This is a genomic window from Devosia sp. XGJD_8 (genome assembly GCF_046614475.1).
Taxonomy (GTDB): domain Bacteria; phylum Pseudomonadota; class Alphaproteobacteria; order Rhizobiales; family Devosiaceae; genus Devosia.
On the sequence record NZ_JBKJHF010000001.1, the window covers coordinates 1,780,200 to 1,800,204 of the forward strand.

Below are 20,005 nucleotides of genomic sequence, written 5' to 3' on the forward strand. Positions count from 1 at the left end.
GATTTCCTTACAAAAATCGCATCCGAAGGGCAAGGGACATGCAGTCTCTGTACACTGTTGCTATGGTTGGAGCCTCGCTCGCCGGTTGTGCAGTGGCTGCGGCTGCCCTCGTGGCGGCGGCAAACGCCCGCTAGCTCTTCCCGCGTGGCCCCGCCTGGGCTGGGAAGAGCCGAACACGATAGCCCGGCCCAAAGCGGGCCACTTAACCCGTTTACAACCATAATTCCGCGATAATCACGGCCTCAGTGTGAGGGCGTGGCGCCACTGCAGCGCGTCGCGGCCAGTCAGGTCCCCCAAGGGACCGTCGAGGAAATCATGAGCGCCGACTTCCATAAAATCCGCCGACTTCCCCCTTATGTCTTTGCTCACATCGATCCGCTCAAGGCCAAGGCACGCGCCGAGGGTGTGGACGTTATCGACCTGGGCATGGGCAATCCTGACATGCCGACGCCGCAGCACATCGTCGAGAAGCTGCAGGAAACCGTCAAGGACGGTCGCACCCACCGCTATTCCACCTCGCGCGGCATTCCCGGCCTGCGCAAGGCCCAGGCCAGCTATTATGGTCGCCGCTTCGGCGTGAAGCTCAATCCCGATACCCAGGTCGTCGCGACGCTGGGGTCCAAGGAGGGCTTTGCCAATATGGCTTCGGCCATCACCGCGCCCGGCGATGTGGTGCTGGTGCCCAATCCGACCTATCCGATCCACTCCTTCGGCTTCATCATGAGCGGCGGCGTGGTCCGGTCGATGCCGGCCGACCCCAATGAAGATTTCATGCGCTCGCTCGATCGGGCCGTTCGCCACTCGATCCCCAAGCCGATCGCGCTGGTGCTGAACTACCCGGCCAATCCGACCGCCTACACGGCGGACCTCGATTTTTACACCGAGGTGGTCAAGTACTGCAGGGAAAACGACATCTTCATCCTGTCCGATCTCGCCTATTCCGAGATCTACTTCGATGAAAACGCGCCGCCGCCCTCCGTGCTGCAGGTGCCGGGTGCGATCGACATCACGGTGGAATTCACCTCGATGTCCAAGACCTATTCCATGCCCGGCTGGCGCGTCGGTTTCGCCGTGGGCAATGAGCGCCTGATCGCGGCGCTGGCCCGGGTGAAGTCGTATCTCGACTACGGTGCCTTCACGCCGATCCAGGTGGCGGCCACGGCTGCGCTGAATGGCTCGGACGATGTCATCGAGGAAGTGCGCAAGGTCTACAAGCACCGACGCGACGTGATGGTTGAGAGCTTTGCCCGCTCCGGCTGGGACATTCCGGTGCCCAAGGCCACCATGTTTGCCTGGGCGCCCATCCCGGCCCAGTTCGCCCATCTCGGCTCGCTCGAATTTGCCAAGCTCCTGATCAAGGAAACAGGCGTCGGCGTCGCGCCGGGCGTCGGCTTCGGCGAATATGGCGATCAGTATATCCGTCTTGCCTTCGTCGAGAACGAACAGCGCATCCGCCAAGCGGCCCGCAACATCAAGAAGCTGCTCGGCTCCAAGACCGGAGCAGGCAACGTGGTGCCGCTAGCAAGGTAAGGCCTGTATGCTCTGGCCCTCCAGGCCGGAGTGAGGACGACCGCGAACGGGCATGCCGCCAAACATGGGCGGCCTGCCCAAACTCCTATTGACGGCTAGGCGAATTCCTATGCAGATGTCGCCACCATGAGTGACATTGCTTCTTTCCGCCAATCCGTCGAAACCTTCATCTCCGCCCGCGGCTGGACGCCGACCCGCTTCGGCCGCACCGTTGCGGGCGATCCGCTGTTCGTCTTTGACCTGCGCGAGGGCCGCGAGCCCCGCTCCGATACGCGTGCGCGCATCCTCAAGGCGATGCAGGATTTCGGCGACGGCGAGGCGCAGGCACCCTTGCGCGTTGGCGTGGCTGGGCTCGGCAATGTCGGCGCCACGCTGGTGCGCATCCTGCAGAAGGATGGTGCCGAGTTGACGCGAAAACTTGGCCGCCAGCTGGTGGTGACGGCCGTTGCCGCGCGCTCGCGATCCCGCGACCGTGGCATTGATATTTCCGGGCTCGACTGGTTCGACGATCCGGTGGCCCTTGCCAAGTCCGATGGCATCGACCTGTTTGTCGAGCTGATCGGGGGCGAAGACGGTCCGGCCTTTGCCGCGGTCAAGGCTGCACTGGAAATCGGCCGTCCCGTGGTCACAGCCAACAAGGCATTGCTGGCCAAGCACGGCGTCGCCCTGGCCCGGCTGGCCGAAGAATCAGGGGCCCAGCTCGGCTTCGAGGCGGCTGTTGCCGGCGGTATTCCCGTCATCAAGACGCTGCGAGAGGGCCTGGGCTCGGCCCGCATTGCCAAGGTGTTCGGCATCATGAACGGCACCTGTAACTATATCCTGACCCGCATGGGCAACGAGGACATCAGCTTCGCCGATTGCCTCAAGGACGCGCAGGCTTTGGGTTATGCCGAGGCCGACCCGACCTTCGACGTCGAGGGTTTCGACACCGCGCACAAGCTTTCCATCCTGGCCACGCTGTGCTTCGGCTACGAGATCGCGCCCGACAAGATCCGGGTGGAAGGCATCTCCAGGATCACCCAGCACGACATCAAGGTCGCGGCAGAACTGGGCTACAAGATCAAGCTGCTCGGCATCGCCCAGCGCACCGATGAAGGCATCGAGCAGCGCGTGCACCCCACCTTCGTGCCCAAGGGCAGCGCCATTGCCGGCGTGGATGGCGTGATGAACGCCGTGGCGCTCGAAACCGACCACGTGCACGAGCTGCTGCTGGCGGGCCCGGGCGCCGGCGGGCCGCCCACGGCGTCCTCGGTGCTCTCCGATATTCTCGACATTGCCCGAGGCACGCGCGTTCCGCCCCTTGGCGTGCCGAGCGACGAATTGCTGCCCTACAAGGATGCCCCCATGCGCGCGCATGAGGGTGGCTACTATATCCGCCTCAATGCCAAGGATGTGCCCGGCGCACTGGCATCCATCACCAGCCGCATGGCCGAACACGGCATTTCCATCGATTCCGTCATCCAGCGGTCGGATTTGAACGCTAAGGCACTGGCGCCGGACGGGTCATCGACTCGGACGGTGGTGATGATCACTCAACAGACTTTGGAATCATCGGTGCGTGAATCGCTTGCGCAGATCGCAGCCGACGGGTTTATCGTTGGCGAGCCGCAACTGATCCGGATCGAAACGCTCTGATACCCCGCCGGGGCAAGTCAGGCCCCGGGAGGATATATGAGACTGAGCAAGGTCGAGGGCGACAGAAGCCCGGCCCACCTGCACCGCAGCCTGACCCTGGAACTGGTCCGCGTGACCGAGCGCGCGGCCATCGCTGCCGCCGAATGGCGCGGCAAGGGCAATGAACAGGCGGCCGACGAAGCCGCCGTCCTCGCCATGAAAGCCGAGCTCGACCGCGTCGCCATATCCGGCCGTATCGTCATCGGCGAGGGCGAAGAGAACGAGTGCGATAATCTCTATATCGGCCAGGCCGTCGGCGCCGGGCAGGGGCCCGAGGTCGACATCGCCGTCGACCCGCTCGAGGGCGTTACGCTCTGCGCCAAGAACCAGCCCGACTCCATCGTGGTACTGGCTATGGCCGAGCGCGGCGGGCTGCTGAACGTCGCCCGCAATGTCTATATGCACAAGATCGCCATTGGCTCCGAATATGCTCCGGGCACCGTCCACATCGACTGGACGGCGACGGAAAACGTCAAGGCGCTGGCCAAGGCAAAGGGTGTGCCGATCTCGGAGATCACCGCCATCGTGCTGGATCGCCCGCGCCATGCCGGGTTGATCGACGAGCTGCGCACCACGGGCGTGGCGGTGAAGCTGATCAGCGACGGCGACATCGCCGGAGTGATCCACGCCGTCAACACCGAGGATACCGGAATCGATATCTATCTTGGCTCGGGCGGTGCTCCCGAAGGCGTGCTGGCGGCCGCGGCCCTGCGCTGCATTGGCGGGCAGATGCAGGGCAAGCTGATCCTCGACACCCCGGCCAAGCGCGAGCGCGCCATCGCCATGGGCATTTCCGACCCCAACCGCATCTATGACGTGACCGAACTGGCCGCCGGCGACGTGCTGGTGGCGGCAACCGGCGTCACCGATGGCACCCTGCTCGAAGGCGTCCGCCTGCGCCGCAACTCTGTCGAGACCAACACTATCGTCATGCGGAGCTGGAGCCAGACAGTTCGGTGGATCAAGGCGCAGCACGCGCGGTAGGGCACCTCTTACCTCTCCCAAAGGGAGAGGTGAAAAGCGGCCTTCCCACCTGCACCCAAATCGCCTACCTCTCACCCATGCTCGATGCGCCGCGACCTTTCCTCGACGTCTCCCGCTCCGTCACCGGAAGGGCATGGATCGATCGTCTGGACGCCGGCACCACCCGTACCGCCACGGCAATCGCCCAGCGCATCGGCATTTCCGAGATTCTGGCCCGCATCATCGCCGCCCGGGGAGTCGATCTCGACGCGGCGGAAACCTATCTTGAGCCGACCATTCGCGGCCTCATGCCCGATCCCTCGACCCTGACCGCCATGGATTCCCTGGCCGAGCGGCTGGCCAAGGCGATCGCCGACAATGAGGCCGTTGCCTTGTTTGGCGACTATGACGTCGACGGCGCCTGTTCCTGCGCTCTCATGGCCCGCTACCTGCGCCATTTCGGCATCGAGCCGCAGGTCCATATTCCCGACCGCATCTTCGAGGGCTACGGCCCCAATATCGCGGCCATGGACAAGCTGATCGACGCAGGCGCCAGCCTCGTCATCACGCTCGACTGCGGCACCACAAGTGATGGGCCGATCGCCCATGCGCGGGGCAGGGGTGTCGATGTTCTGGTCATCGACCATCACCTTTCCGACCACGACCTCCCCGACGCGACTGCGCTGGTCAATCCCAACCGGCCGGACGACATTTCCGGACTTGGTTATCTCTGCGCGGCCGGCGTGACCTTCATGGTGCTGGTGGCCGTCAACCGCACCTTGCGGCAACGCGGCGATACGGGCCTGCCGGACCTGCTCAAATTGCTCGACCTGGTCGCCCTGGCCACCATTTGCGACGTGGTCCCGCTCACCGGACTTAACCGTGCCTTCGTCGTGCGTGGCCTCGAAGTCGCGCGACGTGGCGACAACAAGGGCATTGCCGCGCTGGCCCTGGCGTCGCGGCTGAGCGGACCAATCAACCCCTACCATCTGGGCTTCCTGCTGGGGCCGCGCATCAATGCCGGTGGTCGTATCGGCAATGCGGCGCTCGGCACCGAACTGCTGACCGTCGACGACGAGCACCATGCCCTGGCCATCGCTGCGCGCCTAGACGAGCTCAATTCGGAACGCCAGCGCATCGAGGTCGAGGCCGTCGAAGAGGCTGCCGCTGTCGCCGAGATGGAAATCGGCAGCGGCGAGGGCCCTCCCGTCCTGGTGCTGGCCTCCGCCAATTGGCATCCCGGTGTTGCCGGCCTCATCGCGTCGCGGCTGCGCGAACGATTCGAGCGACCCACCTTTGCCATTGCCCTGCAGCCCGACGGCACCGGCACGGGCTCGGGGCGCTCCATGCCCGGTGTGGACCTTGGCCGCGCCGTCATCGAAGCGGTGGAGCTCGGCCTGATCGCCAAGGGCGGCGGCCATGCCATGGCGGCCGGCGTTACCATCAAGCCAGGCCAGCTCGGCCCCTTCCGGTCCTTCCTGGCCAGCAAGCTTTCGGTCGACGTGACCGCTGCGCGGGCCGCGACGGCCCTGCCGATCGATGCGGCGCTGACCGCTCGTGGGGCGACGCTTGACCTCGTGCATGACCTGGAAAAGGCCGGCCCGTACGGTTCGGGCAATCCGAGCCCGGTCTTTGCCTTTCCCGCCCATCGCGCCCGCTTTGCGCAGATCGTCGGCAAGGGCGGCCATGTCAGCTTCACACTGACCTCCGAGGATGGTGCCCGCCTCAAGGCCATTGCCTTCCGCGCCGCCAGTACCCCGATCGGCGACGCCTTGCTGCGCGATTCTGATACCCCTTTCCATTTTGCCGGCGCCCTCTCAATCGACCACTATCAGGGCCGCGAGCAGGTTCAGTTCCGCCTGACCGATCTCGCGAGGCCCAAGGGCTGACCGAAACTCTCCACTGATCCACGGCGTATCTCCACACGTATCCAGTTGCTTGATAGTTCGGAGACACTGCTGACATGACTGCCTCGAATATCGCCGTGATCGGCTCGGGAATCGCAGGCCTGTCAGCGGCCTGGATGCTGTCCAAGACCCATGCAGTGACGCTGTTCGAAAAGAACGCAGTACTCGGCGGACACAGCAACACGATCCTGGCGCCCACCCCGCAGGGTCCAGTTCCAGTCGACACAGGCTTCATTGTCTACAACGAGAAGAACTACCCCAACCTCACCGCGTTCTTCGATCACCTGGGCGTGGAAACAGCCCGCTCCTACATGAGCTTCGCCGTCTCGGTGGGCGAGGGTCGGATGGAATATTCCGGCGAGTATCTCTGGGGCCTGTTCGGGCAGCGCCGCAACATCGTCAGGCCGCGCCACTGGAAGCTGGTTGCCGATATCATGCGGTTCTTCCGCGAGGCAGAGCAGCAGATCGAGCTCTGTCCGGACGATCTGACCATCGCCCAGTTTCTCGATCGCTTCGGCTATTCCCGCGCCTTCATTGATGACCATATCCTGCCCATCTCAGCGGCCATCTGGTCCACTCCGTCGCGCGGCATGCTCGATTTTCCCGCCCGCACCTTCATCGAATTCTTCGCCAACCATTCCCTGCTGCAGGTCCTCGGGCGCCCGCAGTGGCGCACCGTCAAGTCGGGCTCGCGGCAGTATATCGACAGCCTCGTCGCGCAGAGCCGTATGGAAACGGTGCTCAACGCGGCGATTGCCCAGGTCCGCCGCCATGCGCAGGGCGTCGAGATCTACTTCGAGGACGGCAGCCACCGCCATTTTGACCAGGTGGTCTTTGCCACCCATGCCGATCAGGCCCTGGCGCTGATCGCCGATCCGACAGAGGCCGAGCAGCGTGTGCTGTCGGCGTTCCGCTTCTCCCGCAATCGCGCAGTCCTGCATTCCGATCCCAGTTTCATGCCCAAGCGCCGCCATCTCTGGTCGGCCTGGAACTATCTGCGCGCCAGCGGCGAAGACGAAGGGCTGAGCCTGACCTACTGGATGAACAAGCTCCAGCCCTTGGCCACCACCAAGGGCCTGTTCGTCACGCTCAATCCGCATCGGGAATTTGCGCCCGGCTCGATCATCTACGAAACCGATTATGAGCATCCGCTCTTTGACGCCGAAGCCGTCGCCATGCAGCCGCAGCTCTGGCAGATCCAGGGGGTCAACAACTCCTGGTTTGCAGGTGCCTGGATGGGTTACGGTTTCCATGAGGATGGATTGCAGGCGGGGCTTGAGGTTGCCGAACGCATCGGGCCGCTGCAGCGCCCATGGCAGGTCGGCCACCAGCGAGACCGCATTGCGCATAATTGGGTCGAGGGAGACCAGAGCCTGTGGGCGGCGGAGTGAACGATACGGCCAGCATGCTGGGCGCGATCTATGTCGGCGATGTCGTGCACAAGCGCGCGCGCCCCAAGCGGCATGCGCTGCGCTACCGGGTCTTCTCGATGCTCGTCGATCTCGACCGGCTTGATTCGCTACATGAGAAGCTGCGCCTCTTCTCTTTGAATAGATTCAATCTTGTGTCGCTGTTCACCAGGGATTTTGGCCCGCGCGACGGCACGAGCATAGCCGCCTTCATCCGCCGCAAGGCAGCGGCCGCCGGGGTAACGGACGTGGCGCGCATCCGCATGCTGGCCTATCCGCGGCTCTTCGGTTTCGCCTTCAATCCCATCACCGTCTACTTCTGTGAGGACGTTGCCGGGGTGACGTCATTCATGGCCTACGAAGTCAGCAATACCTTTGGCGAGCATCACTTCTACCAGGCGGCCGTACAGCCCAGCGGCGACCAGATTCGGCACGAGGCCAAGAAGGCCTTCTATGTCTCGCCCTTCAACACGCTGGAGGGTGCCTATCGGTTTTCGGTGCGTCAGCCCGCCGAGACCGTCTTTCTCGGCATCACGCTCTCGGACGCCGAGGGTGGTTTGCTGACGGCCTATTTCGAAGGGGAGCAGCGCCCCCTGACGGACGCTACCCTATTGAAACTGCTGCTTGCATATCCATTTATGACCGCTAAAGTAGTCGCGGGCATACACTGGGAAGCACTGCTTTTGTGGCTCAAGGGTGTACCGCCGACACTCAAGTTGAGGCGGCAATCCAAGCGCCGCCGCGAAGTCTAGCGATATTTGGATTCAGCGGCACGATGACGAAATCCGTAGCAGAAAGCACCAATACCGGCGTTACGCCGTGGACCCGATTTGCCTCCTGGGCTGTCGATCGGATCGGCAGCAAGCTCATTGGCAAGGTCAAGCATGGGGCCGTCACGGTCATCCTGCCCAATGGCCGGACCCGCACCGTGGGTGACCCGTCGACAGGCGAGCACTCCGTGCTCCGGCTCAACAATTTCCGGGTTATCACCGAGGCCATGCAGCGCGGCACCGTCGGCTTTGCCGCGGCCTATATGAATGGTGACATCGAGGTCGATGACCTAACTGCGCTGTTCCGCTTCTTCCTGCAGAACCGCGACACCTTCGATCAGGCCAATCCCGGCTTCTTCCGCAAGGCGGCCGGCGATCTGCATTATCACCTGTCGCGCCGCAACACGCTTGAGGGTTCCAAGAAGAACATTGCCGAGCACTACGATCTCGGCAACGACTTCTATGGCCAGTGGCTCGACCCCTCGATGACCTATTCCTCGGCAGTCTTCACGTCAGGCGACCAGAGCCTCGAGGAAGCCCAGCTCGTCAAATACCGCCGCGTTGCCGACATGGCAGGCGTAACCCCTGGCTCCTCAGTGCTGGAGATCGGTTGCGGCTGGGGCGGCTTCGCCGAAACCGTGGCGCGCGACTACAAGGCCCATCTGCGCGGCATTACCTTATCGGCCGAGCAGCTCAAGTTCGGGCAGGAACGCCTGGCCCGTCAGGGCCTCGACGAGTTTGCGACCCTGGTCTTTGAGGACTATCGCCACACCGAGGGCCAGTTCGACCATATCGGCTCGATCGAGATGATCGAGGCCGTGGGCGAGGACAACTGGCCGAGCTATTTCCAGACCGTGCATGATCGGCTCAAGCCCGGCGGCACCGCCGCAATCCAGGCAATCACCATCAATGAGGCCGATTTCGAGGGCTACAAGAGCGGCCCCGATTTCATCCAGCGCTACATCTTCCCCGGCGGCATGCTGCTGACCAAGACGGTCATGCAGGAGTTCGGCGAGAAATACGGCCTGGTGCTGGAGAACGTCGAGACTTTCCGCCTGAGCTACGCCAGGACTCTCAAGCTCTGGCGCGAACGTTTCCTCGAGCGCTGGCCGATGATCGCCCCGCTCGGCTATGACGAAGAGTTCAAGCGCAAGTGGGTCTACTACCTCAGCTATTGCGAGGCGGGCTTCACCGAAGGCTCGATCGATGTAGGGATCTATCAGTATCGCAAGCCGGCGTAGGGAAGACCCCCACCGGACCTCCCCTGGAAGGGGAGGCACCCGGCTTGTTGCTGTGACGTGATCGCGGCCAAACTCGATGTGTCCCTCCCCCTTCCAGGGGAGGCTAGGTGGGGTCTGTTGGCTGCCCCTAGCCCTTCGGCAGCATCTTGCTGGTCAGCCAGAAGAATACCGGATACGGCAACCAGCGGATCGTCTTCATCAGCCAGACCATGCGCCTGGGAAAGGCGATCTCGAAGCGGTCCGACTGCGTCAGCCCGTCGACGATCCGCTCCGCGGCGTCGTCGGTCTCCATCAGGAAGGGCATGGGGAAGTCGTTCTTGTCGGTCAGCTCGGACTTGACGAAACCCGGCGCGATCATTCGCACCTTGATATTGCGCGGCGCCAGTTCGGTCCGCATCGTCTCGAGCAGATTGATCAACCCGGCCTTGGTCGAGGAATAGGCCGCCGAGCGCGGCAGGCCGAAATAGCCCGCGACCGAGGCGATGACGGCAAAGTGCCCGCCGCCTTGCTTGTCCATCTGCGCCAGCAGCGGGTTGGCCACCCGGATGACGCCCAGATAGTTGGTGTCCACGATCTTGGCGAACTTGTCGAACGCATAGTCGCCAACATCCATTGGCTGCCATGCAGCGGCACCGAAGATGAAGAGATCGATATGGCCCAGCTCCTGGGCGATCCTGGTCACCGTCGCCGCAATCGCCTCGCCATCGGTCACGTCGAGCGGGTAGGGGCGAATGGTCGAATGGGCCGACGCAACCTCGTCCAGCTTATCCGCCCGGCGGCCGGAAATGGCCACCGTCCAGCCGCGCTTGGCCAGTAGGCGAGCAACGGCCGCGCCGATCCCCGAACCGCCGCCGATGATCCAGGCCACGCCCGGCTGCATTCTCATATTCCGAACATGGGCTGCAATGCCCGCATCAGCCGCCCACGGAACGTCAGCTTTGCGTCGACGGCAACAAGGCAGATGCAGTCTTCACCCGGCTCGGCGATCGGCTGGTGTTCTACATCCTCGTCATGGTCCGCAATGTCGCCCTTGGCGAAGACGCCGAAGCGGTCGCGATAGGCTCCCTGCAGGATCAGCGTCAACTCGTGCCCGCCATGACCATGCTCGGGCACACGCCGGCCACCGGCGACGCGCAGCAGCATCAGCCGCGACTTGCCGTCGTCGCCCCAGGCGAGGTCGGCCGTGGCAACACCCGGCCCGGTCCACTTCCAGCGGACGCCATCCAGCCCCTTGGGCAGGAAGGGTTGCAGGGGCAGGGGAAGCTCATTGGCGCTGCGCTCCGCGCGCGGCGCGACGGAAATCTGGTCCTCGCCTACAGATCCGAGCAACCGATCGAGCGCGCCGGCTGACAGTTCGGCAGCAGGTTCCGCCGTCAGCAGGGCGCCACCGATGGTTTCCATGTGGCGCAACGTCTCCCGCCCGCCATCTGACATGGCCAGATGCGTCGCCACAACCGTGGCATAAGGGCCATCAAGCGTGCCGGCGCTGAACGCCATCAGGGTGGCGATATCGGGGTGGTGTTGGATCATTGCAGGTCCTCCAGCAAAGGCCGGAGCCGTTCATAGGCGAGACGAAGTCGCGATTTCACTGTGCCCAGGGGGATGCCGGTGGTCTCGGCAATCTGGGCGTGCGGCATATCATGGATGAAGCTGAGGCGGATCACGTCGCGCTGCTCGGCTGAGAGCGTTTCGAGCGCGGCGGTCACGCGGGCAACTACCTGATTCTGTTCGACAAGCATGCTCCCCAGGGGCGCGTCGCTCTCGAGCGTGACCTTTTCGAGATCCTCGTAGGGCCGGTTGGACTGGCGCCGCAACTGGTCGATGCGCAGGTTGCGGGCGATGGTAAAGATCCAGGTGCTTGCTGCGCCGCGCTGGCTGGAATAGAGCGCCGCCTTGCGCCAGACGGTGAGAAACGTCTCCTGTACCAGGTCTTCGGCCAGCGCCTCGCCGGCTCCCAGCTTGAGCATCATGGACTTTACGCGCGGGCCGAACAGATTGAACAGCGCGGCCAGAGCGGCGCGGTCCTGCTGCGTAGCAATGCGCTGCACGAGCCCGGCCGGGTCTGGCAATTCGGTCGGCGGGGGCGGCGCGCCCATATCTGAATTGGTCATAACTACGGCATACATCGGCTGCTCCGCCTGCGTAACCCTCCTACGCGAAGCGTCGTGCAATGGATCAGTGGATGGGCGGCAAACCGGCAGCAGCTGGCGCATTTGCCGCAAGCATGCTGGCAGTTTTCTTGTGGGGGAGGGTTCCTGGTACGGCCACGGGGAATCGAACCCCGCTCTGCACCGTGAGAGGGTGCCGTCCTAACCGATAGACGATGGCCGCGGACCTAGGAACAAGTCGGCTTAGTCTATGTCATTTCCCGCAAGGAGGGAATGGTACGCCCTAGGGGAGTCGAACCCCTCTCTGCACCGTGAAAGGGTGCCGTCCTAACCGATAGACGAAGGGCGCCTAAGCGCTGGTGGTCGTATAGTTGGGTGATTTGGGATGTGCAACCCATTTGCGGCCATAAAGCCAAATTTTTCAACAGCCCGAGAAGGTGACGGGCCGATTATAGCCGCGCGGCCTGTCGCGCACGTCCACATGGATGAATTGCCGGCCCGGATAGCAGCCCAGCCCGCCGGCGCTGCTGCGGTGCATGGCGAAGGCGATCAACTGCTGCTTGTCGACGCCCGGAATGTAGAAATCGGCCGCCATGCACTTGGTGTGGTAGGAATTGTCCGCGCCGCCGGCTGCCGCATTGTGCCGGCCATCCCGGTAGCCCGAGCTCATGATGACCTTGCGTCCGAACTGTCCCTCGAATTCCCAGATCAGGAATCGCAGCTTGGGCGAGAGGCAGAGGGCGTTGACCTCATTGCTGGCGACATAGGTGCCCCAGTCGCTCTTCTTGCCCGAATAGGCTGCGCCGCTGCCGCTGGCAAACATGGCCATGGGCATGCAGGCTGCCAGGGTCAGCGCAGTCAGGACAATGGCGAGAAGAGAGCGGATCGAGAGGGGCATGGCAACTTCCGAGTGACCACCTGTTGCCCTTGGGCAACAGGCAATGGCCCGTTTGTGAAGTCGCTAAAATACGATCCTTTTCGCTAACCGCAGGCTAAGCGCCACGGTTAGCGAAGCGTTAGCGGCTGTCGGGCGCGGCTTACCACTTGCCGGTATTGGGCATGGACAGCCATGGCTCCTGCGGGGGCAGGGTGCCGTCCTGGATCAGTTCGACCGAGATGCCGTCCGGCGAACGGACGAAAGCCATGTGGCCATCGCGTGGCGGCCGGTTGATGGTCACGCCCATGTCGGAAAGATGCTGGCAGAGCTTGTAGATATCGTCCACCCGGTAGGCCAGGTGGCCGAAATTGCGCCCGCCGGTATATTCTTCCGGGTCCCAGTTGTAGGTGAGCTCGACCTCGCCGCCCGCATCGCCCGGCGCGCGCAGGAAGATCAGGGTGAAGCGACCCTTCTCGTTTTCCGTGCGTCGCACCTCTTCGAGCCCAAGGCCCTCGCAGTAGAAGCGCAGGCTCTCCTCGACATTGGTCACCCGAACCATCGTGTGCAGATATTTCACGGCAAATGCTCCTTCTTGAAATCGATTGCCGCTGGCCTAGCAAGACCGCGGCGCTGCGGCAACCAATGCAATTCCAAACAGACTCTTAACAATTGCGTTTGAATCGGACACAGTAGCGTCCTGTCTTGTGGAGTACCTCGCAGTTGCGGGGCGAGTGCGAAGGGCTTTGGGGAGCATGGGGGCCAAGTTTACTGGCGATAGCGAAGACGCTGCAGCCGTGTCACACGACACGGATTCGGCGGGCCATTCCAGCGCTTCTGCTCCCGCCGGGGATTCCGGCCTCGACACGATCGAGATTTCTGGCTCCATCAAATGGTTCGACGCCGGCAAGGGGTTCGGCTTCATTGTCCCCGATAACGGCCTGGCCGACGTGCTGCTGCACGTGACCTGCCTGCGCCGCGACGGCTACCAGACGGCCTATGAGGGCGCGCGCATCGTTGTCGAGGCGCTCAATCGCCCCGGGGGCCTGCAGGCCTTCCGCATCGTGTCGATGGACGAATCCACGGCCCGTCACCCGGCCCAGATGCCTGCGCCCCGCACCCATGTCGTGGTGGAACCGACCTCCGGCATGGTCCGGCTCGAGGTGAAATGGTTCAATCGCATCCGCGGCTTCGGCTTCCTGTCGGCCGGTGAGGGCACGCCGGATATCTTCGTGCATATGGAAACGCTGCGCCGCTTCGGCATTACCGAGCTGCGGCCGGGCCAGTTCGTGCTGGTTCGCTACGGCAATGGTCCCAAGGGCCTTATGGTCGCCGAAATCCGGCCCGATGGTTGGGGCGACGCGCCGTCCTCCCACTAGGAATGCTGCCATGATATTGTCTGCCCAAGGCCTTGCCCCGGCGCTGCGCCACGCCGGTGCGGTGATCGCCCTTGCCCTGTTGGCCCTGCCGACCGCGATCCTCGCCGACGAATCCAAATTGGTACTGCAGACAGCGACCGGGGAATACAGCTTCAACGTGCAGGTGGTCGACACCCCGGAAAGCCGCGCGCAGGGGCTGATGTTCGTCACCGAGCTGGCCGACGATGCCGGCATGCTGTTCGATTTCAAGGAAGAGCGGCCGGTTTCCTTCTGGATGCGCAACACCTTCATCCCGCTCGACATGATCTTCGTCGGCGCCGATGGGCTGGTCAGGAATGTCCACGTCAATGCGCGCCCGCATGACGTCACCTCCATCCCCTCGGATGGTCCGGTGCAATATGTGCTGGAAATCCCGGGTGGCCGCTCGGTTGAGATCGGCCTGCAGCCGGGCGACAGGATGGAACACGACCGGATTGCGGCCGACTGACTACAGCCGGTGAATGACCATGCAGTCGATCACCGCCCAGAGATGCAGGCTCGCGCCGACCACGACAAAGACATGCCACAGCGCGTTCTGGAACTTGAGCCGTTCCCAAAGGTGGAAGATGATCCCGAGGGAATAGGTCACTCCGCCGGCCAGCAATAGCCACAGCGTCGAATTGGGCAGGGTCTGTGCCAGGGACTGGAACACCAGGATGCCGCTCCAGCCGATCGCGAGGTAGAGCGCGATGGCCAGCCGGCCGAAGCGCTCGGGCACGATCAGCTTCAGGGCCACCCCGATCAGCGAGGCCCCCCAGACAAAGGTGGTCATCAGCACGCCCGCGGTGGTGCCGCCAAGTACGGCAAGGAAAGGCGTGTAAGTGCCGGCAATGAATAGGAAAATGGCCGCCTGGTCGAGCCGGGCCAACCACATCTTGATCGGCGAGACCGGCCAGAGATTATAGGCCATGGACACGCCCAGCACCGCCACAAGCGAGCCGATATAGACTGCCAGTGCGGGCACAGCTTCGGGCGCCGTCTCGATGATCGCAAAGGCCAGCAGCACCGAACCCGCCGCAATGGCGACGATCAGGCCGAGGATATGGACGACGCCATCCGCCACCTTTTCCGCGGTGGTGAAGGGGCGCTGCTCGCGACTCCACCATGAATAGCCGGACGGAATGTGTTGCACTGGGATCGTTCTCCTTTGACCCCGAGCTTGGCGCAGGGAAGTGACCAGATTATTGCGCCGCGACGAGCATCTTGCGCCATCGTAAAGCGTGCCACAACGCATCTGGTGAATAACCGGTTGCGTCACAAGGGGCATGCTTGACGGGTAACACCTGCGTTACTACTGGGGATGAGACCACGTTCCGGAAGTCCGCATGCCCCCGATTGCCATCCTTGTCGCGCTGGCCGACCCAACGCGTTGCCGCATCATCGAAATCCTGCGCGATGGACCCAAGCCGGTGCATGTGCTCGCGGCATCGTTTGATATCAGCCGCCCGGCCATCTCCCGCCACCTGCGCGTGCTCAAGCAGGCGCGCTTGATCAGCGAGAAGAAGTCGGGCCGCGAAAACCTCTATGCCTTGCATATTAAGCGGTTGCGGCCCGTGGCGGACTGGCTGGGTGAACTGGCGCCGCTGGCGACTGACCCTCCGGCAGTTGTCGAGGTCACACAGACTCCTTTGGCAACGCCGGCCCCAGTCGTTGAACGGCCACCGGAGCCGGCACCCCCCAAGGCGCGGCGGGCAGCGCCGGTGTCGCAGATGGGCTTCGACTTCTGATCCTGAACGTCCACAAGCCAGCCGCGCCTGCGGGTCAGGACCTCTGTTTATCCGTGAGCCGTCGAATAGTCCGACGCGGCTGCGGCTTTAGCGTATAGCTCGCGTCCCACACCACAAAGGAAGCAGTGCATGAACAGAAACTGGATTATTGGCATTCTCGTCGCCGTCGTCGCTCTGATCGCCGTCGTCTATTTCATGAATACGCAGAACCAGGCCCCCGCCTCGGTGACAACGAACACCACCGTCAATACGCCCGCCGAGCCTGCAGCGCCCGTCGAGACGGCCCCAGCCATGGCACCCGCACCGGCAGCCACCGCGCCTGCGCCCGCCGCAGCCACGCCCGCGCCTGCCGCCGCCCCCGCGGCGCCTGCTGCAACCACTGCACCAGCCGCCCCTACTGCGACCGAACCTGCGCCCGCAGAAGCCGCGCCGGCTGCACCGGCCGCCCAGTAAGCGCCACTGGCGATCAAATATCGGTGAGGGCGGCCTATGGGCCGCCTTTTTTTCGGACTGTGAGGCAAGGGCAGCGCGCCCGGCGCCCGGCTTGCCCATCACACCCGGTGGATGGCAAACGCGGCGCAAGTCGAGATCGGGCGCAGGCATGTCTTGGGATTGGTGTCAGCGCAACGCCGCTGACCGCGAAGTCGCAACAGGCTTTTCTTATCTCATCGATCCAACCGGGCAGTCTGGTAGCCGCACTAGAGCACTCCCGTCTCCCTGGCGGTCCGGCTGGATCGCTGGCGTCCGATTGGGCAACTAATGCGTGACCGCAATCGAGTTCAAACCGCCTTCATAGAGCTTCAACGTGGCTTCAATGTCCTCGATATGCATCGCGAAACCCTGATCTACGGCCTCGGCCTGGCGACGCAGGTGGTCACGCCGTGAGATCAGTTCGAAGCGCTCGCTTTCGAGCTCCTTGATCGCCAGATCGATGCGGTCGCGATGCGTCGCGAGGCGCTGCACCATGGGTGCGGCTTGCTTGGAAGCTTCCAGAATTGTCGCCTCCATTTGCTGATGATCCTCGTCGACGATCTTGAGCGCCGTTTTGGCTCGCATGGTCATTTGTTTCTCCTCTGTCGGTTTTTCCGGTCCATTTGGCCGGAAGACTTGCACTACGCCGGCGATGACAGCCCAACATGGTGTCAAAACCAAGGATTCGCGCGCGGTTGAAAGCGGAGCACAGATGACCGATCAGTCCCGCCAGGTTTTCTCACGCGGGAGGACAGGCTGCACAGGCGGGACCTGCCGTTGGGCGTGGGCCTTGATGGGCTGACGTCAGAGCATTGGCGGGACGAACGGAGCGGGCGCGGTGAAGCTGGGCATGGCGTTGAAGCGCTGTTGCAGTTGCAGGTCCCGGACGGAGTTTTCCAGCGCCTTCAATTGGGACTCGTACTGGCGCTGTTGCGCCGCTGCTTCCACCTCGCGCAGCAGGCAGAGGACGCGCTGCTCATTGGCCTTGATGGCCTCGATGGTCGAGCCGGGGACCTGGCTGGGGCAGGCGGCCATGGCGGATGTAGCGGTCCCCAAGGTCATGACCGCGGCCAGCATGAAGCCCTTGATCATATCGCAATCTCCATCGCCAGAGGCTGGGCCAAGAGTGGCGTCCGGGCAAGTCACTTCTGGCGGAGCATGCGGTGCGGGCATATTCTGCACCTCAGGGTTTGCCGGCCATTAGGCAACGCAATCGTCAACCAAGACCCGGCTCCAACGCGCGTCTTTGCATACGCATGCAAAAGGGATTGCATTCGTATGCAATGCCGCTTACCAATTGTGCTGTGCGGAAAGACAAGGGCTGGATCGGGGCGAGTGGATCAAGAGACCCGAGCCGGCCGCGGGAGCGTAAACGACAACAGGGGATGGTCGGCGCACTGAGCAAAGAGAGCGCCGTTCACCGTCAGGAGAACGAAATGAAGCTTATGTTGAAGACGACCGTATCGCTTGGGGTCCTGTGCCTCACCGCCGGCGCAGCCTTTGCCGATTGCGGCATCGAGGGAGCGGGCTCGGTCCGTATTCTCTCCAATGACTTCGAGGCCCTGCGCCTGGTGAATACCACCGCCGAAGAGTGCGCCACCGACGGCGTGACCGTCACGGCCAATGCCAATGCCGAGCACAAGAACCTGCAGGTCCCGGCGCTCTCGATCAATCCGGCCGAATATACCGTCGCCGTGGTGGCCAACAATTCCATCGTGCCGCTGCTCAATGACGACCTGATCCGCCCGCTCGACGACCTGGTCGCGCAGTATGGCGCTTCGCTGCAGCCCAACCAGCTGATCAAGATCGACGGCAAGACCATGGCCGTCGCCTTCATGGGCAATGCCCAACACCTGTTCTATCGCAAGGATATCCTGGACCAGGCCGGCCTTGCCGAGCCCAAGTCCTATGAAGACATCCTGGCCGCCGCCAAGGCGATCAAGGATGCCGGCATCATGGAATATCCGGTCGCCGCCTCGGTCAAGCCGGGCTGGGACCTCGCCGCCGAATTCGTCAATGCCTATCTCGGCACCGGCGCGGAGTTCTTTGCGCCCGGTTCGGCTGAACTGGCCATCGACAACGAGAACGGCCTCAAGGTCCTCGAGACCATGCGTGCCCTCACGGCCTATATGGACCCGGACTACCTGACCTTCGATGCCAATTCCATCAAGGCCGAGTATGAAGCCGGCAACACCGCCATGATGGTCGAGTGGGGCTCGCTGGCCGGTGCCACGATCGACGACGAGGGTGCTGCCGAAGGCGTGGTGGAAAACACCGTGCTGGCCGCGGCCCCGACCATCGGTGGCGGCTCCATCCCGGCGGTTGCGCTGTGGTGGGATGGTTTCACCATCGCCAAGAACATCTCCGATGAAGACGCTGCCGCGTCCTTCCAGGCCATGGTCCACGGCATCAGCCCGGAAATGGTTGCCGCCAACCCGGCGGTCGCCACCTGGCTGGTCGCCGGCTACGAACCCGGCCCGGCCGCTGTGGGCGTGATCGCCACCGCCAATGCCGGTGCTCGTGCCTATCCGATGCAGCCCTATATGGGCCTGCTGCATACCGCGCTGTCGTCCGAACTGGCCGAGTTCATGGCCGGCACGGAAGACGCCGCCCAGGCCCTGGCCGACGTCAAGGCCGCCTATGATACCGCCGCCAAGGAAGGCGGGTACCTGTAGGATAAGCTTCGCCTGGGGCGCTGTCGCCCCAGGCACCGAACGGCACCTCTTCTTGAAGGAGGTTGGGAGGGGATGGCGAGAGCCCGGATATCGGAGCCAAACCACCCCACCCGATCCCTTCCCACAAGGGGAGGGTGTCGACTGCTCCTTCAGCGCGACAAGCCGAAGGCAGCCAATACTCGCCAGCTCTGCTTCCGGGGGCCTTGATGCCACACAAGACATTCTTTGCCTTCATTCTCCCGTCCTTGATCGCCATGGTGCTGTTCATCGCTTTGCCCATCGTCTCGGTGGTGGTGCAGAGCCTGCATGTCGAGCATCCGCGCGTCCTGGTCGAGGTGGAGAACTGCCAGCCCTTCGGCGGGTGTACCAAGGAGGTGCGGGTCGATACCGCCGCCATGCAGCAGCTCGAGCAGGAACAGCCCATGGGCCAGTTCAACGGGCTGGGCACCTACCTCAATCGCGGGCACCTGGCGGTCAACGAGATCGGCCAGATCCTCTCCAGCAATGCCGGCTTCGGCGACGTCGTCAGCCGCATCTACAATCTGCCCTTCTACAAGGCGCTATCCTTCACCCTTGTCTTCTGCTTCGTGGTGACGCCGCTCGCCATGGCGCTGGGCTTTGTCATCGCGCTGGCGGTCAATGCCGTCCCAAAGGCGATCAAGGGGCCGGTGATCTTCTTCTCGCTGCTGCCGATGATCATCACTCCGCTGGTGGGTTCGCTGATCCTCTACTGGATGATCCAGTCCAACGGCATCATCGGCGCCTCGCTGCAGAACCTGTTCAATGATCCGACCCTGTCGCTGCGGGCATCGCCCGTGCTGACCTGGGCGTCGCTGCTGTTCTACGGCGTCTGGAGCAATGCCCCCTTCAGCTTCGTGGTCTTCTATGCCGGCCTGCAGACCGTGCCCGGCGATACGCTGGAATCGGCCATGATCGATGGCGCCAGCCGCTGGGAGCGCATCCGCTACGTCATCATCCCGCACCTGATGCCGCTCGCCACCTTCGTGGCGCTGGTGCAGTTGATGGACAATTTCCGCGTCTTCGAACCGATCGTCGGCTTTTCCGCCGAGGCCAATGCCACCTCGCTGAGCTGGATGATCTTCAATGACCTCAGCGGCGATGCGCAGCTCTTCGGCTCGGCCGGGGCGACCTCGGTGCTCACCATTATCGGCGTCATCATCCTGCTCACCCCGGTGCTGATCCGCACCTGGCGCGAATTCAACCACAAGGTGGTCTGA

The 20,005-nt window shown here is 63.3% G+C and carries 21 protein-coding genes and 2 tRNA genes; 13 read left to right on the forward strand and 10 right to left on the reverse strand.

Annotated features, from left to right (window positions below; translation table 11 throughout):
• Positions 1-315 precede the first annotated feature (315 nt).
• From ACLI1C_RS08315 to ACLI1C_RS08345, 7 genes are all read left to right on the forward strand, one after another.
• Positions 316-1,530: an LL-diaminopimelate aminotransferase gene (locus ACLI1C_RS08315; RefSeq protein ID WP_411396401.1), complete on the forward strand. Its 1,215-nt coding sequence runs from the start codon at positions 316-318 to the stop codon at positions 1,528-1,530.
• Between the two features lie 294 nt (positions 1,531-1,824).
• Positions 1,825-3,165 (forward strand): homoserine dehydrogenase, encoded by a 1,341-nt coding sequence (locus ACLI1C_RS08320; RefSeq protein WP_411398275.1) that lies wholly within the window; start codon positions 1,825-1,827, stop codon positions 3,163-3,165.
• Positions 3,166-3,201: 36 nt separating this feature from the next.
• The gene (gene glpX / locus ACLI1C_RS08325) at positions 3,202-4,188 is read left to right on the forward strand and encodes a class II fructose-bisphosphatase (protein WP_411396402.1); all 987 of its coding nucleotides are present in this window, start codon (positions 3,202-3,204) and stop codon (positions 4,186-4,188) included.
• Positions 4,189-4,265: 77 nt separating this feature from the next.
• A complete protein-coding gene (recJ, locus tag ACLI1C_RS08330) occupies positions 4,266-6,056 on the forward strand; it encodes a single-stranded-DNA-specific exonuclease RecJ (protein WP_411398276.1) in 1,791 nt (596 codons plus the stop codon).
• A gap of 74 nt (positions 6,057-6,130) precedes the next feature.
• Positions 6,131-7,465 (forward strand): NAD(P)/FAD-dependent oxidoreductase, encoded by a 1,335-nt coding sequence (locus ACLI1C_RS08335; RefSeq protein ID WP_411396403.1) that lies wholly within the window; start codon positions 6,131-6,133, stop codon positions 7,463-7,465.
• Positions 7,462-8,235 carry a DUF1365 domain-containing protein gene (locus ACLI1C_RS08340; RefSeq protein ID WP_411396404.1) on the forward strand — a complete coding sequence of 258 codons (774 nt, stop codon included), beginning with the start codon at positions 7,462-7,464 and terminating at the stop codon, positions 8,233-8,235. The genes ACLI1C_RS08335 and ACLI1C_RS08340 overlap by 4 nt, the downstream gene beginning before the upstream one ends.
• Before the next feature lie 23 nt (positions 8,236-8,258).
• Complete coding sequence (locus ACLI1C_RS08345; protein ID WP_411396405.1) at positions 8,259-9,494, forward strand: class I SAM-dependent methyltransferase; 1,236 nt, start codon at positions 8,259-8,261, stop codon at positions 9,492-9,494.
• A 127-nt stretch (positions 9,495-9,621) separates the two neighbouring features.
• Here the strand turns inward: ACLI1C_RS08345 and ACLI1C_RS08350 are convergent, their stop codons facing one another.
• The 7 genes from ACLI1C_RS08350 to ACLI1C_RS08380 all read right to left on the reverse strand — a co-directional run bounded on the left by ACLI1C_RS08350 (position 9,622) and on the right by ACLI1C_RS08380 (position 13,056).
• On the reverse strand, positions 9,622-10,374 hold the full coding sequence (locus ACLI1C_RS08350) for an SDR family NAD(P)-dependent oxidoreductase (protein ID WP_411396406.1): 753 nt from the start codon (positions 10,372-10,374) through the stop codon (positions 9,622-9,624).
• A 2-nt stretch (positions 10,375-10,376) separates the two neighbouring features.
• Entirely contained in the window at positions 10,377-11,024 is a 648-nt protein-coding gene (locus ACLI1C_RS08355; protein WP_411396407.1) for a ChrR family anti-sigma-E factor, read from the reverse strand.
• Positions 11,021-11,620 carry a sigma-70 family RNA polymerase sigma factor gene (locus tag ACLI1C_RS08360; protein ID WP_411396408.1) on the reverse strand — a complete coding sequence of 200 codons (600 nt, stop codon included), beginning with the start codon at positions 11,618-11,620 and terminating at the stop codon, positions 11,021-11,023. Before ACLI1C_RS08360 ends, ACLI1C_RS08355 begins: the two co-directional genes overlap by 4 nt.
• A 130-nt stretch (positions 11,621-11,750) precedes the next feature.
• A tRNA-Glu gene (locus ACLI1C_RS08365) sits at positions 11,751-11,825 on the reverse strand.
• Positions 11,826-11,876: 51 nt separating this feature from the next.
• Positions 11,877-11,951: transfer RNA gene (locus ACLI1C_RS08370), tRNA-Glu, on the reverse strand.
• 72 nt (positions 11,952-12,023) lie between these two features.
• Positions 12,024-12,500, reverse strand: a complete 477-nt coding sequence (locus ACLI1C_RS08375) for a YcbK family protein (protein ID WP_411396409.1) — start codon at positions 12,498-12,500, stop codon at positions 12,024-12,026.
• Positions 12,501-12,639: 139 nt separating this feature from the next.
• Positions 12,640-13,056 (reverse strand): VOC family protein, encoded by a 417-nt coding sequence (locus ACLI1C_RS08380; protein ID WP_411396410.1) that lies wholly within the window; start codon positions 13,054-13,056, stop codon positions 12,640-12,642.
• Between the two features lie 175 nt (positions 13,057-13,231).
• Here ACLI1C_RS08380 and ACLI1C_RS08385 point away from each other — a divergent pair, with 175 nt between their 5' ends.
• Positions 13,232-13,855 carry a cold-shock protein gene (locus ACLI1C_RS08385; RefSeq protein ID WP_411396411.1) on the forward strand — a complete coding sequence of 208 codons (624 nt, stop codon included), beginning with the start codon at positions 13,232-13,234 and terminating at the stop codon, positions 13,853-13,855.
• A 10-nt stretch (positions 13,856-13,865) separates the two neighbouring features.
• Positions 13,866-14,342, forward strand: a complete 477-nt coding sequence (locus ACLI1C_RS08390) for a DUF192 domain-containing protein (protein WP_411396412.1) — start codon at positions 13,866-13,868, stop codon at positions 14,340-14,342.
• Here the strand turns inward: ACLI1C_RS08390 and trhA are convergent, their stop codons facing one another.
• Positions 14,343-15,026 carry a PAQR family membrane homeostasis protein TrhA gene (gene trhA / locus ACLI1C_RS08395; RefSeq protein ID WP_411396413.1) on the reverse strand — a complete coding sequence of 228 codons (684 nt, stop codon included), beginning with the start codon at positions 15,024-15,026 and terminating at the stop codon, positions 14,343-14,345.
• A 193-nt stretch (positions 15,027-15,219) separates the two neighbouring features.
• Here trhA and ACLI1C_RS08400 point away from each other — a divergent pair, with 193 nt between their 5' ends.
• On the forward strand, positions 15,220-15,621 hold the full coding sequence (locus ACLI1C_RS08400; RefSeq protein WP_411396414.1) for an ArsR/SmtB family transcription factor: 402 nt from the start codon (positions 15,220-15,222) through the stop codon (positions 15,619-15,621).
• A gap of 129 nt (positions 15,622-15,750) precedes the next feature.
• Entirely contained in the window at positions 15,751-16,074 is a 324-nt protein-coding gene (locus tag ACLI1C_RS08405; RefSeq protein ID WP_411396415.1) for a hypothetical protein, read from the forward strand.
• Between the two features lie 303 nt (positions 16,075-16,377).
• Here ACLI1C_RS08405 and ACLI1C_RS08410 read toward each other — a convergent pair whose 3' ends face one another.
• Complete coding sequence (locus ACLI1C_RS08410) at positions 16,378-16,683, reverse strand: hypothetical protein (RefSeq protein ID WP_411396416.1); 306 nt, start codon at positions 16,681-16,683, stop codon at positions 16,378-16,380.
• 213 nt (positions 16,684-16,896) lie between these two features.
• A complete protein-coding gene (locus ACLI1C_RS08415) occupies positions 16,897-17,184 on the reverse strand; it encodes a hypothetical protein (protein WP_411396417.1) in 288 nt (95 codons plus the stop codon).
• 344 nt (positions 17,185-17,528) lie between these two features.
• Between ACLI1C_RS08415 and ACLI1C_RS08420 the strand changes: the two genes are divergently transcribed.
• Together ACLI1C_RS08420 and ACLI1C_RS08425 are read left to right on the forward strand one after the other, a co-directional pair.
• Positions 17,529-18,767, forward strand: coding sequence for an ABC transporter substrate-binding protein (locus ACLI1C_RS08420; protein ID WP_411396418.1), 1,239 nt, complete (start codon positions 17,529-17,531; stop codon positions 18,765-18,767).
• A gap of 206 nt (positions 18,768-18,973) precedes the next feature.
• Positions 18,974-20,005, forward strand: coding sequence for a carbohydrate ABC transporter permease (locus ACLI1C_RS08425; RefSeq protein ID WP_411396419.1), 1,032 nt, complete (start codon positions 18,974-18,976; stop codon positions 20,003-20,005).